Genomic DNA, 16,815 nt, shown 5'->3' with positions numbered 1-16,815 from the left:
TTAATAGCTTCGACGTAGTAAATTTTACCTCACTTCCTATAAAATATCAAGTGTTACGGATATATTTTTACATAATATTCTTTAGTAAGTAAATTTTATGAAAAACTGCTAGCAAATTTTGCTAGCAGTTTTAGGTTTATTTATTCATTAAATTATAAATTTTATAAAGCATTGTAGCAGCTTGTGCTCTATTTGCATTTTGTTTTGGTGCAAAGTTTCCATCACCCATTCCACTAATGATTTTTTCTTTTACGCATAGGGTTACAGATTCTTTTGCCCATGATGCAATATTTTTAGTGTCTTTAAAGATATTTAAATGATCTAAACTTGCTTTTTCAACTCCTGCTTTGTCTAGGACTTTTGCAACAATTACTGCCATTTCTTGTCTTGTAATATTTCCATTTGGATCAAATACAGTATCACTTCTACCATTGATTAATTCATTTTTGTATGCTACTCCTACATATGAGTAGTACCACGCATCTTTCGTTACATCAGTAAATGGTAGATTAACATCTTCAGTAGTATATCCCATCATCTTTGTCACTAATGTTGCAAACTCTGCTCTTGTAATGTTTGCAGATGGGTCAAATGTATTTTCTCCACGACCATTGATGATTCCTTTGTTTGCCATCTCTTCGATTGCTTCTTTTGCCCATTCATATTTCCCTAGATCTATGAATATCTTATTCGTTACAACTTGTGTTTCTTCATCTATTATCTTAGCAAAATATTTACTAAAATGAGAAGTTTTAAATGTTACAATCTTTGTAACAGGGTCATATTTTCCACCCATAGATTCAATATTTCCATCATCTTTTAGATAGAATACTTCTACTTTTTCTCCTGTCTTAACTTTTCCTTCATATGGCACACGAATCGTCATAGGTTCTTCAAATCGAGTTACTTTTTCTTGACCTACTCTTGCAGTTAAATCAACAACAATGCTCTTTTCTGGTACTTTATTTCTTACAATTGCAAGTAAACTATCCTTATCTACTGTTTTTGCACTTAAGCTAATTTCTTGATCTATTGCCTTTTCACCAAACGTCTTTGGTGTTACATCAAAGGATGCCACTTCTGTTTGAATAGATACTTTTTCAATACCATTTTCTTTTAAGCTCTTCATCATATCTTTAGGTAAATTTGTTTCTACTTCTTTTTTGTCTACAGCAAAAATTTCTATAGTTACTTTCTTTTCAAATGTTTGATCTGATTCTATATCATTTTTCTTTAATTTTTCTTTCATATCTTTTTCAACATTTGCTACCATTTTTGCTAAATCCTTTAGATTGTTAGCACCTATTTTTGCGATTACCTTATCTTTGTCTACTTTCATTTGAGCTTTTTCAATTCTTTTAGTGCTTACTTTTTTCAATGCTTTTTTTGCTACTTCTACTGCCTTTTCTTTAATTTCTTTAGCATTTTCTTTTCCTAATTTTTTCATTAAGCTTCCTGCTGATTCAATAACATCTTCTGCAATACTCTTTGCTTCTGTACTCTTGATTTTATCCATTGCTTTAAGAGTCATTTTCATGTTTTCTGCTGCTGCTTTACTGATTTCTTTTTTGTCATCCTTTTGGTCCACTTGCTCAGCAGATTTTATTAATGTTTTTACCACATCAATACTTTGATTCGCTAAATCCTTCGCTCCATCTTCTGACTTTATTTTGTCAACAGCCTTTTCCATTACTTTAGACATATTTTTTACATCTTTTATAAAAGCTTTTGCATCTTCTTTTGAATTAATTTTTTCTGCTTTTTCTTTTAATTTTTCAGATACATCTTTTACAGTATCTTTGATTTGACTTTCAGATAAATTATCTCCATCTAATGTATTTTTTGCTGCATCTATTTGAGTTTGTATCTCACTCTCTGGTTTATTGTCTGACTCAGTTCTATAATCAATAATATAGTACCACTGTATATTTTCTCCACCTTTTAATTCATAGTTTCTAACTCCTGTTTCTATTTGATTACCATTTACTTTTACTTTCCAACCACTATATGCACCTTTATCTTTTTCTTTTTGTCCATCGATACTGTCTACATATCCATTTGTTTTTATATTATAATGTTTACCATTTCTATCAAGTAATCGCTTCGTAACATCCCATAAACTTTCACCTTTTTTAATTTCCACTTGTTGTTCAGATAAAACAGTTCCTTTATAGCCCTTTATGGAAAGTGTAATTATGTTTTTATTTTCAGGAACCTTAGGATCTGTTTCTGTAGGATCTGTTTGAGTATTTTCTTGTTCTACAAATAAACGATTAAATCCAGTATCATCTATATGAGTCTTTGTATACATAGACTCTTTTTTATACAAATCTGCAAGAGCCATAAATGCTTGTTCATTTGCGCTACGATCTTCAAAACTACCTTTTTGTTTCATATGTCTTAATAAGGCACTTAACATACTTTTATCATCTACAGTCCATGTATTGGATAAAGGATTTTCTCCTATAGCAACAAGTCCTTGTATCACTGTAGCCACAGTATATACATTTTTCTTTTCAATAATATTTTTCTTATTTTCTAATAAATATTTTTTAGCTCTATTAATACTTTCAGTAACTCCATCTATATTTTTATGCTTTTCAAGAGCCATCATACACATAGCAGTATGGTCAATACTTCCAAAGCTACCTGACCCATCTTGTAAATTGATAAGAGCTTTTAGAGCGGCTTCTTCGTTATATTCTGCTTTTGCCATATCAAGGGCTACAATACTCCAAGACGTTTGAGTAGATTGACCACTTTCATTTTTTATTTCAAATAACCCACTTGGTTTTTGTGCTTTTACAAGGATCCTTACATCTTCATTAGTAGTTGGATTGAGTCTACTGGCAATCATCCCTATAATGTTTCCTGCATAATCTGTTGCATAATCCAGCTCCGAATTCTTTTTGTATTTTGATTTTATTGTAGCAACACCACTCGTTACATCTTTACTTGTATGATAATAACCTATCGCTTCTTTAAAATTGAATTCTTCTCTATCATTTTCATAATATTTTCTTAATCCATCGACTACTTCTTCAATCTTCTCTACATTCGTCTTTTTTTCTATGATGATTTCTTCTTTTTCTGTTTTAAAGGTAAAGTCTTGTTGTTCACCCTCTGTTAAAAAATATCCTTTATAATCTTTATTAGCTTCTAACTGAGTTTGAAACTGAAACTTTCCATCTCCATCTGTTAATCCTTGGTCAAAATAAACCTTTTTCTTTCCATCATTTATTTGTACAACAACAACTTTATTGCTATTCTCTGTTGTTCCGTTCATTTTGATGTTACCATCATTTACATCAATCTTAAAATCAATTTGTGCAAATGAAGTAGCCGTTAATGATAATAGGAATAACAAAGATAATAATAAACTACCTATTTTTCTTTTTATCATATCCTAATCTCCTCTATTGTATATTCAATTCTATTGGCTCTTTCATATAACAAATACCTTTATCTGAATCATCCCATACAAAGCCTTTCACTTTGTACTTTCCACTCTTTGGAACAAATACAGAAGCTGATAACTTCATCTCTTCTTTTGGCTTTATATTTTCATTCATATAACTATGATTGATCATTTTATTACTTTCATCATATAACCCAACCATCAATGCAATTTTTTGATATTTACTACCCTCATTTTTGATATTTACTTTTACAAAAGCTTCTTCTCCATTTGAAAAGTCTTGTTTGTCTATTTGTTCTATTCTTAAATCATTTTCTTTTAGAACAATTTTTTCACTATTTGTAAAAGCTTTTAGACATACATTCGCATTCACTTCTCGAGTCGTTAAGTCTGTCCAACTTTCTCCATTGCTACTGATAAAGCTCTCATTTGTACTTGCTTTTGCTTTACTTGCATACTTTCCTTTAGGGCTTTCAATAGCAATCGGGTCTTTGCTGCCCTTTGTCGTAAGCTTTACTATTACTGCAAATTTTGTATTTGGCTTTAATTCAATATCATCTAATGGAATAGTATGATATCCCATAGTCTCAATACTTCCCTTTTTGATTTTTCTTTTATCTTTTAATGAATTGATATTATTAAAATCTGTAGCAATCCAAATTTCATAAGTTGAATCTTCTTTCGTTGTATAAAAACTTACTGCCATTAACTTTTCTTTATAATTTTTAGCTTCAAATACATTACTAAACCAAGCTGTATCCTTTGCAAACCCATAGTAATCAGTTTGTCCAAGTTCATCGTATTGATAGATATTATCATAAACCTTCCCATTATTTCTTAGAAATACAGCATTATCTGTTTTTCCAATATTGAAATCATAGTAAGAAACATAAAAATATCCATCTTCTCCCCAATTTATATCCCAATTGTTTTTGCAGATGAATGCACCATCTCCATATTTTTCATCAGCTACAAAGTTATCTTTTGAATAATCATCGTCCCATCCTACAATAGCAACAGCATGATCAAATCCTGTAGCGCTACTATTTTGATATGATTTTTTCTCTCTATTATAAAAAGCTGGTTCCCATTTTAAATTTGTATAAACTGCACCATACTCTTTAACAGCTTTTTTTATTTTGTCATTATCTTTAAAATTTTCTCTTTCAGGTATAAATATTACATCTTGCACATGATAATCAGCATTCATAATCCCTCTATTGATAAGATTTTTATCTGATGATGGATAAGGATCTTTTTTTTCTAGTACCGGACCCTTCCAACTAGCAAGATACGCTGTTGCCATGTACATATTTCCACCATCTGTTGATTTTAGATCAAAGCCATGTTGGGTCAACATATTGTTTTCTGAAAAATCTATTTCACGATTTTCCCTATATTTAATACTTGATTCAAGGGAAGAAAGGGCTGCAAAAGCCCAGCATCCATTGATTTCCCCTTGATTTTTTACTTTTGTTACTCTATGCTCTTCTCTTAAATCATATTTTGTTGGCAAATTAGTATCTGCATAAGCTGTACTCCATTGGGCTGTGATGAGTAATATAAAGCTTAGTACAAACCCAAGAAACCTATTTTTTCTTGTCATCTTCATCCTCTTCCCCTTTAGTTAGTCTCTATTGTTTTCGTTGATTCAAATATATTTTCTTCTTTTCCATCTGATAAGAATATTTTTATTTTATAATGTCCCTCATCAGGTATAGAAAATCCTGGTGCTAGAGTTGTTTCTCCATTACCCTCTAGTACTTTTTCTACACTACTTGATTTTAATACTTTGTTGCTTTCATCACATAGCTGGATTTTGCAAAGCATATTAGAAGGTTCTTCATCACTATTTTTTATCGTCATCGTTAATCTTGCTTCTTCACCTTTTGGATATTTTTCATTATTTAGTTTTATTTCAAATTGTTCTAATTCATTCGTTGCAATCACTTTACAATAAGGTTTCGTAATATTTACAATACCATCTTTGATTCTTGTTGCAGTGATATGATATTCTCCCTCTTTTTCAAACTTTAATACAGCATTTCCATCTTGATCTGTTACTACATTTTTGCCTTCTACTACATATGGCTTTCCATTTACGAATATTTGAGCATTCTCTATATCAATCTTTTCATACTCATCCATAGCTTTAGTTTTACTCACATTTGCTTTTAAATTGATAGTAAAACTTGTATTTGGTTTAATTTTTTTCTCACTTCTATAAAAATATGCATAAGATTGTTTAGTATAATCTTTTAAATAAACAACACTGATCATATTTCCTTCTTGAATTTCTTTATTTTTCATACCTTGACCTATGTATTGATCATCTATAAAATACATCCATCCACCGTTTGGTCTATCCTCTGATTCTTTGATTCCATTAATATTATCTATATTCGACAAATCCTTTCGAGCATCAAACTGTTTCTTATCCATACAATCTATATGATTCTCTTCTAAAACTTGAATCAATGCATTCATTGCTGTTGGATTCTCTTCTAAAATAGAGCTGCCATCACTATATTTTCCTAAATCTAAATTTTCTACCTCGATTTCAGTTAGTGGTATAATGGTTTCGTCTAGTCCTTCGACTCTTATTTTTACCTTCACTGATTTCTCATCAAAAATATGTATGATGAATTCATCCATCATATTCGGATCATCTTCTAATACTGCTTTTACTACAACTTTTCCCTTTGCATTTGCCTTTAAGTACATTTTTCCTTCTTTTTCATAGAGTTTTGAAATATTTTCATTGTCTATAGTCCAAAGGAATTTTTTTCCTTCTATTTCACCGTCTATTTTGTTAAATGCTTTTACGTCTAAAGGAATGTCATCATCTACTCTTACTCTATTTTTTTTACATTGTATCTCAATATTTTTCACGTCTAAATCTTCTACCCAAATGTCTATTTCACTTTCTATATCCTTATCTTTTACATATGCTATAATCTTTACTTTTCCTGGTTTGATCCCTTGAACTAATCCATCTTTGACACTTGCTATAGTATCGTCAGAAGATTTCCATAAAACAGCAGGATTTTCTACAATACTATTTTTATTGTCAAAAGCACTCACTTGTAATTTTAGTGTTTGTCCCATTAACATCTTATTTTTTTCTGGATGTAGAATATCTAGTTTTGCAATTTCTCCTACTGAAGTTGATCCATCGTATTGGATTGCCAACCTTTTAAACATAGACTCATTTGTATACATATCGGTGAAGGCGGCAAATGCATAATATGTAGAATGATATTCACGTGATCCTCCTTCAAATGCAGAAAAACCTGATTTACTGATATCTGTTGGATGTTCATATTTCTTTTTCAACAGATTGCTAAGAACAGTGTTTTTACCTTTTCTCCATTCTTTTGAATACAGAGGATTTATATCATTAGCTATCAATGCTTGAATCACTCTAGCTGTAGCAATTACGCTATTTCCTCCTTGTTTTGACCCAAATTCTCCTTCTTCATTTTTTTCATCTTCTAGTTCATCTTTTATTAATTTTATAATCGTCTCTATTTGCTCATTAACGCCTTCAATACTCTTATGATTTGCAAAAGCAGTTAATGCCACCGCTTTTATTTTTACTTCATCTTTTCCTAATTTTGTTTTTATATCAAGATCTTTTAGTAAATTTATCAATGCATTGATAGCCGCTTCTTCATCATAATCTGCATCAGCCATATCAAGAGCTATAATCGCATATCCTAATCCTTCAATCGAATCTATATCTGAATAACTATTAATGATAAACTGTCCTTTATTTTTCCCATCTTTCACTTGAGCAGCTCTTAATATATCTACAGTATTTGTTACACTTCCTTCAATTTTAATACTTCTTGGATTTAAACCTGCACCTAATGCTGATATAATTAATTTTGCGTATTGGTAGGTACTTGTATATTTTCTATATTTATATAATTTATCTTGAACTTCCTTCTTATCTATTCCTGAAATTATTGCTGCTGGTGCTGCTAAAAATTCATATTGCCTATAAGCTTCATGATGAGCTTTTAAGAAATTTATCTCTTTCTTTAACTTTTCCTTTAAAACATCATCTGAAACACCTGATTTTATCTTTACAGTAATTTCTTTCATTATTTCCGGTTGATTCGCTATACTTACTTTTATCGTAACTATACCGTCCTCTAAAGCTTTGACTTCTCCATTTTCTACCGTTGCTTTTTTTGGGTCACTACTTTCCCACTGAATACTTTCATTTCTTACAACATTATTATCCTTATCATATACAGTAGCTTTAATTTGAACAGTATACGATTCTACTACTTCTATAGGGTCTTCATTAGTTATTTCTATTTTAGAAGGCGCTCCTACTTTTACATATTTTAGTTCATGATACATTGATTTTCCTATTTTTAAATCTGCAAGAGCTGCCATAGCTGCATCTGTTTGTGGATTTGCTACGCTTCCATTTAATGAACGTCTAAACCTTTGTCCATCTCTGCAAGCGAGCATTGCATCTACTAAATTATTTTTATGCATATCTTCTATCATCCAATATTCATCTAAAGGATTTTCCCCAAGTGCTATAATGGCTTGAATCACTTCACTTGTTACTCTACAACTTCCTTCATCTCCCGAATCATACAAATCTTTTATCAATCCTGATTCACATTGTAAACTCTTTAAACATTTTTTAATTCCATTAATTGTATCAGTAACATTCACTATATCTTTATGTTTTGAGAGTGCAATCATTGCCTTAGCTGTTAAATTTGCATTTATCTTTTCATAAGACTCAATATAAATTTTTCCATCACTATCTTTTTTCATCATACTGATTAAGGCTTTTACAGCTTCTTTTTTATTATAGTCTACATCAGCCATATCAAGAGCTATAATTGCATATACAAGTCCATCTACATCTTCTTCCTTTATATCTTTGTAAAACACAAAAGAATTATCAAGTATTTTTTCTACCTGTTCCTTTGGGTCTTCATTTACAGCAATCAACGTTATAATATTTTTTGAAGTATTTAAAAGACCATAAGCCCCTGCTGATGTTCTAAATATATTTTTTGTCTTATTGATATCTTCTATATTCATTCCAGAAGACCTAAGTGCTAATGCTAATTTATCTGTATATTTACTCGAAAGTCCATCAGGTCCATAAAAGGTGGGATTTTTATACCTTAGTATAAGATTATCTATAGCTTCATCAATTTTTTCTTCTCTTGTTTTTGACTTTACCGCTTTTAATGAAAGTATATTACTTTCTACAAAATCTTTATCAGTTTTTGCTATTTTAGCTTTTATACGCATGCTTCCTTGTTTTAATACAGAAAGTATATACTTATCGTCTATTGTTGCCATATCTTTGGGTTCTACTTCCCATATAATATTTGGGTTTTTTAGAACTTCATTATCTTGATCATATGCCAAAACATTTATTTTCAATTTACTGCCTATGACTATATTCTTTTGATCTAATGAAACTTCTAATCTCGTAGGTACAATAGGTACAATATTTAATACAACAGTATTTGTAATAGATTCCATATCTTTTACTTTTCCAACTATTTTTACTTTACCAACAGATTTTATAGTAACCTTACCATCAATATCAATTACAGCAATATTTTCATTATCACTTGACCATATTACTTCTTGTGAAGGCATCAGTTTATCTTTTTGATCTGAAATTTTTGCTGTAAATGTTAAAGTCTTGTCAATACCTTTAATATTTAATTCTTCTTTTACTTCCTTTTCATTTAAATATATTCTTATATTCGCTGCTTTTCTTTTCACTACTTCTATATTTATTATTTTTGTTACTGAAGTATTTTCAACTTTTACTGTAATTATTATATCTCCAGCTTTTTTTCCAGTAATCACTCCATCTTTAACAGATGCTATACTTTCATCAGAACTTGTCCATATAACATACGGTCCTTTAACTTCTTTATTTTTATCATCTACTACTTTATATTCAATATTTAATGTTTCTCCCTCTATCACTTCATTTTGAGAAAGATTGATAACAATATCTGATGGAGTACTTTCATCACCACCAGGTGTCTCATCTTCATCTATTTTTATTTCATGATACATAGATTTTCCTTGTTTTAAATCTGCAAGTGCCGCAAAAGCTATTTCTGTTCCTGTTTTATCGATTCTGTTTGAGTTAGATGAACTATTAAAAGCTCCATTATTATCTGTATAATAAGTTTCTTCATTCTGACAACTAATCAATATATCTAACATACTTTTTCCATTTTTTATATACTCACTAGATAATGGATCTTCTCCAACTGCAATTAGTCCCTGTATAATATTTCCTATAAGCTTAGGTCTTTCAGTTGGTGGTGTTCCATAAGCTCCAAAGCCACCATACTCATTTTGTTTAGATTTTATATATTTTACACCTTTAGTTATATATTCTTTTACCCAATCTATATCCTTATGATTAGATAAAGCCATTAACCCAATAGCTGTGTATTCTATATTTTCTCGATTATACTTTAATACATATGCTTTATCTCCATTTGTTTCAAAATTCTTTTTTATTTCTTCTAATGCTTTTTCCTTATCATAATCTGCTCCAGCCATATCTAAAGCTAACATACAATAAGCATGCCAATCAAAAGATCTATGGAATTTTCCTTCACCTTTTTTCTGAATCTCTATTAATGCATTCACATAATCCAAAGTTGTACCATTACATTTGAATTTTCTTGGGTCTTTTTTAGAAATAATAGCACTTATTATCCCTTTACAGCAATTAGTTGCATAATCATCTTTATATTTTTTTACTTTATCTATATTTAAATCATTACTAGAATGATAATATGCCATTGCAGGTAAATACTCTAATTCACCTTGAGATGAATAATAATTTTTTACCTTCTCTAAAGAAGTATCAATCATATCTGTATAATCTTTACTTTCAATAACTTCTTTTGGTTGATCTTCTATTACTGTAATCTCTATTTCTTTAGGTTCACAATTTTCACAATCAATACTCTCTACTGTTATTTTTAATGTTCCTGCTTCTATTCCTTCTATAGTTCCTATTCCATATACATTATCAGTAACAGTAACAGTTGCTTTTGCATCATTTTGACTCGTCCAACTATACTTTGTATCTTTCTTTGAATAATCTGTTACTTTATCCCCTTGATTATTAATTATCTGAGCATATAAATCTATTTTTTCCCCTACCTTTATTTCCTTTTTTTCTACTAATGATACTTTATCCGTAATCTGTACATGTTCCATATACTCAACTTCTGCATATGCTAAATCGAACGTTGGAACACAACTGATTAATAAAGCTATCACTAAAAAAATACTTATTAGCCGTTTGTTCATTTTTAATACTCCCTTCTATTTAACTTTTTTATATAAAAAAAACTTGACTCCCATTGAAAGTCAAGGCTCTTATTATAATATAATGAAATACCATCTATATGGTATCGTTCACATACATTCCTGCCTTGTATTTCCCCTTTCCTCGGAAGGTTCATACACAAACTAATTAGGCAGGTATTCTGACTTATGGATCAACGTTTTCCCTTCGCCTTCCCAGTTTCCCAGTGGCATATTGAAAGGTTACTCCCCAATTACAGCGGCCGGACCGTTCGAGATTTTTACTCGATTCCCTTTTCAGCTTTGATACATGATACATATCAACGCACCTAAATAGTATTTTATTTATTAACTTATTTTAAAATAGGAAATGATGTATCATTTTCTATAAATAATACATCCATCTATATCTTATTGAATTCACACGAAATAAATTCTATCTTACTTTATATATAGTGTCAACATTAATTTTACAAAATCACCATAATTTTCATGTATTTTTAATTTAAAAAGAAAAACTACCAGCAGTTTTTGCTGGTAGTTTTTCATCTAAATTTATTTGTTGATTAAATTGTAAATCTTATAAAGCATTGTAGCAGCTTGTGCTCTATTTGCATTTTCTTTTGGTGCGAAGTTTCCATCACCCATTCCACTGATGATTTTTTCTTTTACGCAAAGACTTACAGAATCTTTTGCCCAAGATGCAATATTTTCAGTATCTTTAAATATATTTAAATGATCTAAGCTTGATTTTTCATATCCTTTTTTCTCTAGAACTTTTGCAACGATCACTGCCATTTCTTGTCTTGTGATGTTTCCATTTGGATCAAATACGGTTTCACTTCTACCATTGATCAATCCATTTTTATACGCTGCTCCTACGTAATCATAGTACCAAGCATCTTTTGATACATCTTTAAATGATAGATTCATCTCTTCTGTAGGATATCCCATCATCTTTGTTACTAATGTAGCAAATTCTGCTCTTGTAATATTTGCTGATGGATCAAATATTCCAGTCTTTCGACCATTGATAATTTTTTCCTTTGCCATAGCTTCAATAGCTTCTTTTGCCCATTCATAACCTGCAAGATCCTTAAAGGTTACTTTTACTTCTACTATTTCATCTTCATTTGCTTTCTTAGCAAAGTATTTACTAAAATGAGGCGCCTCAAAGGTTACCATTTTTGTATCTGAATCATATGTTCCACCCATACTTTCAATAGTACCATTATCATTTAGTAAGAATACTTGTACAGTTTCTCCTTTTTTCACTTCTCCTTTATATTGAATGCTTACACTGATTGGTTCATTGAAATTGCTTACCTTTTCTTCTCCAACCTTAGCATTTAGATCTACTACCATGCATCCTTTTGGTACTTTATTTTTTTGAAGAGTAGTTAGACCATTTCGATCAATAGCTTTTGAACTTAAAGCAATTTCTTTATCTTTTTCTTCAAAAGTATCTTGAGTTAAAGTAAATATAGTTGTTTCTATCTTAATATGTGCTTGTTTTATATCATTTTCCTTCAATACTTTCATCATTTCTTTAGGTAATTTAGCTTCTATTTCTTTTTGGTCTGCTTTTGGTATTTTAATCATTACTTCATTTTCCACTTTCTTTTTACTTTCAAGACCATTTTTCTTTAGTATTTTTTTGATCTCTTTTACTGTAATATCTGTATTTTTAGCTATTTCTTTTATTGTACCCTTATCTACTGTTACTATAGCCTTTTCTTTTTCTATTACTATTTTTTGTGTGTCGATTTCTTTTATAGTTGCTTTTTCAACTGCTTTTTCTGCTATCTTTATTACCTTTTTCATCATATTTTTTTCGTTTTTCTCTCCAATATTTTTAGAGATGTTCTTAATATTATCTATCACATTACTTACAATATCATTTAGATCTGTTTGATTTTTTATTTTATCCATTGCTTTTAATGTGATGTCTATATTATCTTCTATTATTTTACTGATATCTTTTTTATCTTCTTCTTTTGTTAATTTTTCAGCTGATTTTCCTAGAAGATTTATAATCTTTGTACTCTCTTTGGCTATATCCTTTGCACTTTCTTCATTTTTGACTCTTTCTATGGCCTTTTCTATAATTTTTGAAACATCTTTTCCATGACTGATTAATTTTTTAGCATCTTCTTCTGATTTTACTGCATCTGCATTTTTACTTAACTTCTCCGCAGCATCATCTACTGCTTTTACTACTTCACTCTCTTTGGCATTTTTATCACTAACAATTTTGCTTTCCTCTTTATATTCTGCATTTTCTAACTTTTGTTCAGGAGAACTTGATTCTCCTGTTCCTACTTTAATGCTAATTGGTACAGGTCTTGCGATATCTATATATCGTTTGCCTCTTTCAGCATATCGAATTAACGAAATTTCATACATGCCATTTTTATCAAATTTCAATGTAGCGTTTCCTTCCCTATCCGTTTTCACTACTTTTCCATCCATTTCAAAAGGCTCTCCATTTACTAAAACAGTTGCATCTTTTAATGGACGTACATTATTACTAAATCCATTTTCATATCCATCTGCATGAATTTTTACTTCTCCACCTACGCCTACAGACGTTTGATCCGCAGTCATTTTTGTATATACATTATCAAATCCATAGGCTCCATAGTACCAAACAATTTCATCATCCTCACTTATATTTGTGCCTTGGCAACCTACTTGTGCTAAGCTACCATTAATTCTATACAGCCAACCAGACATGCCTTTGTGATCTTTTTCTCTTTCACCATCAATCATAGCTATATATAATCCCCATCCATAATCTTGGAAATCATAGCTTATACCATTATTTTCTAATGCTTTTACAATAGCGTGGGCTACTGTAGGAGATTTGAATTGATCTACTCCCCAATTTCCATCATCTGTAGCAGTATCACCTGTTCCTTTTCTTAGATACTCAGTAAGATCAAATAAAGGTACTGTTATTTTGGTTCTTGGTAAAATCGTATGATCATATCCTTCTATACGTATATATACACTTTCTCTTTTTTCTTCTGGTTCTTCTCCTTCACCGGAAGTACCTTCCTTTGGTGTAGTAATCTCTAGTGCTTCACTAAAATCAGAAATATTTCCAAATACATCTACTGCTTTGATTTTATATTGATATTTTGTATTGGGTTGTACTTCATCATCTAAGAATTGATTGGTGCGAGCTATAATAGCAGGTTCTTCTTCAGAATAATCATCTCTAAAGATTTGATATTCTTTTACTAATGAATCATCCTCTGCTGATAAATTTAGTAACACTTTATCTGAAGCAACCATTTTACTTTGTACACGAACGTTTTCTGGTGCCTTTTCATCTACTAATATTCCATAAACAGAAAAATGTGTTACCTGTGCAATAAGTTTTCCTTCTTTATATGCACTAGGAACATACTCCCATTTTTTTGTTTCTTTATTAAAATAATATAAAGAAGCTTTAGAAGGATTTATTCCCTCTTTTGCAGATAATCTCAATGTGGCTGGGTGTTGCTGATCAACATGTATTCCTTTAAAATCAAAATTGATAATCTGCCCAGCTACTTTTAATCCTATATCTTCACTCGGCTGATAAGCTTCATTTTGAGTCTCATCCGTTACATTTAATGCTGCTTCATTTTCTACATTCATCGCTCCAAGGTCTATATCTATTGTTCCATCTATACCTTCTATTTTTATTGGTACATTTTCCTTTAATGCAATATTTTGACCTGTTTGATAAATTTGTTTATATCTTATAATCGTATATTCTTTTTCAATCTTATTATTTGAAGCATCTGTTGCCACAACAGTAATTGTATTTTTACCTTCTTTGAGAACAATCTCATATTTTCCTGCTCCATTTTTTGGAATCACTTGATTGTCAAACTTCACCTGTGGCACAATATCTCCATCACGATTATCTTTTACATACACATCAAATTGCAGTTTACCTTCTTCACTTACGATTTCCTCTGGAAGATTTTCAACTTCTATAGTTGGTGCTATATTGTCTTTTCCCCAATGATAAATGGAACCTTTTCCTTCTAGATAATACATATATTGATCTAATGCATATAAAGCTTGTTCATTTGACATTCCATTTAGCTTCAACTCATCATTTACTATCATATGAGCAAAGCCACCATGATTAGGAAGTTCAAAGCTTAATAATGCATCTAATAAATTATTTCCATTTTTTGTGAATTTTTCTGATGATGGATCGATTCCATTTGTGCAAAGTCCCATGATTGCTTGTGCACAAGCTTCTGAATTGGCTGTATTCCAAGAAAAATATCCACCGCTATCTTGTTGCGTTGCTGCTAAATATTCTACAGCTCTACCTATTGCTTCTTTTACTTTAGGATATTCATCGTTATTATATGGTGCAAGTGCCGTCATTGCCATCCCTGTTATATCTGGGTCTGATGGTGGATTTGGATTTGCATCTGTTTTTAATGCCCATCCACCGATTAACTCTTTTTCATCCTTTGTATAAGTACATTCATTATCTAATAGATTTTGTATTAATTTTTCTCTTGTCCATCTTGCATCCTTTGGTACATGAAACTCTCCTGCATCTAATGCAATCAATCCAAAGATAACAGAATTGATTCCTTGTCCTTCTAAATCTCCACTATATGTTTTTTCTACTAAATCATATCCACCTATATTTCTTGGATTTCCTCCTGCTGCAAGAACTCCTAAAACTTTTCTTTCATATTCTGTAGGAGCTGCAATCTTATCTTTTTCTGCTGCCTCTTTTGCTTTTAATTCTTTTATGGTGCTTTCAAAGTAATCTTTAGGAATCATTTGGCTTTTTCCAGCTCTTGCAAGTCCTAAAGCAACCCAGTCCATACTATATTGATTATCTAATGCTACTTCTGCTGCTCCATCTATTGCTGCTTTTATTTTTTCACCATATTCATTGCCTTTTTTAATTTCAACATCTATGGATGTGCTAATTCCTTCCTTCTCTTTTACAGATGCTGTGATGGTTACTTTTCCTGAAGTTCTTGCTTGAAGAATACCCTCTGGAGAAACCATTGCCACACCTGGGTTACTTGTTCCCCATGCAGGTTGATAATCAGCTACATTTCTTCCTTCCTCATCTACTGCTGTAAGACTTAATTGGAAACTTTCCCCTGTGTAGATGGTTTTATTAGGTGGATTGATTTGGAGACTTACAGGAATTACTTTTGTATCAAATCCAAATTTAATCATTTTATTGCTATAATAATCCCTTTTTAAATATGGATTGTGATCCTTTGCTTGAATCCACCCACTAAAAACATCAATTTTGTATGAGTGATTTTCTTTTAACTGAATAGGATTTCCTTCTTCATCACATATTTGTAGGATAACTTTATTAGGTGTTTCATTGCTAAATATTAATTTATTTTTGTAAGAAGCATTTCTATTTGGATAATATTGTCTTACATTGCCATCTTTATTTTCATCATATCTAATTCTAATTTTTCTAGAAGCTGTACCGTCTTTATTAAATTCTACAGGCTGATTAAATACAAGACTAATTTCTCCATCTTTCTTTACTCCTATTTCTTCATAATTAGGATGTACCTCTACTAATTCTAAAGGCTTAGGATCTGGTTCAACAGGGATCTCTACGGATTGGTATACAGAGCCACTAACAGTTTCATATACAGCATAAACTACTGACGTAACGCTTTTTCCTGTATCATTAAGAAGCTTATCTTTAAAAGAATAAATATAATAATTTCTTGTCTTATCTTTTGTATTCCAATCTAAGCTTTCACCATTTGAATCTATTTTGTACCATTTCATATGCCCATCTTGACCTTCATCTGCTGTTAGGGTAAGCCACTGCCCTGAACGATATGTATCCTTTGTATATTTTTCATCAAATGGTTTTATCTGAATACCAGCTGCAAATGATGGCAAAATGGTTGTAGCTATCATTAATACTACTAATAAAAAACTAAAAAACTTTTTATTTGTTTTCATAATTTTTGTATGCCCCCTTTACTAAAATGACTCTAGGAGAATTAGATGCCTAATTCCCCTAGAAAGAAAAATAT

General features: G+C 30.7%; 4 protein-coding genes and 1 riboswitch. All 4 genes read right to left on the bottom strand.

Annotation, left to right across the window (positions count from 1 at the left end; all coding sequences use genetic code 11):
* Nucleotides 1-136 precede the first annotated feature (136 nt).
* The 4 genes from K7H06_RS01390 to K7H06_RS01375 all read right to left on the bottom strand — a co-directional run bounded on the left by K7H06_RS01390 (nt 137) and on the right by K7H06_RS01375 (nt 16,741).
* Nucleotides 137-3,403, bottom strand: coding sequence for an S-layer homology domain-containing protein (locus tag K7H06_RS01390; RefSeq protein WP_223038201.1), 3,267 nt, complete (start codon nt 3,401-3,403; stop codon nt 137-139).
* Between the two features lie 13 nt (nt 3,404-3,416).
* Entirely contained in the window at nt 3,417-5,030 is a 1,614-nt protein-coding gene (locus K7H06_RS01385; RefSeq protein ID WP_223038200.1) for a C1 family peptidase, read from the bottom strand.
* Nucleotides 5,031-5,041: 11 nt separating this feature from the next.
* A complete protein-coding gene (locus tag K7H06_RS01380) occupies nt 5,042-10,762 on the bottom strand; it encodes an Ig-like domain-containing protein (protein WP_223038199.1) in 5,721 nt (1,906 codons plus the stop codon).
* 152 nt (nt 10,763-10,914) lie between these two features.
* A riboswitch (cobalamin riboswitch) is annotated at nt 10,915-11,107 on the bottom strand.
* A 207-nt stretch (nt 11,108-11,314) separates the two neighbouring features.
* Nucleotides 11,315-16,741 carry an S-layer homology domain-containing protein gene (locus K7H06_RS01375; protein ID WP_223038198.1) on the bottom strand — a complete coding sequence of 1,809 codons (5,427 nt, stop codon included), beginning with the start codon at nt 16,739-16,741 and terminating at the stop codon, nt 11,315-11,317.
* Nucleotides 16,742-16,815: the final 74 nt, after the last annotated feature.

Source organism: Crassaminicella profunda (assembly GCF_019884785.1).
Taxonomy (GTDB): domain Bacteria; phylum Bacillota; class Clostridia; order Peptostreptococcales; family Thermotaleaceae; genus Crassaminicella; species Crassaminicella profunda.
The sequence above is the reverse complement of the archived record's forward strand: the minus strand, read 5'-3'. Positions and strand labels throughout refer to the sequence as shown.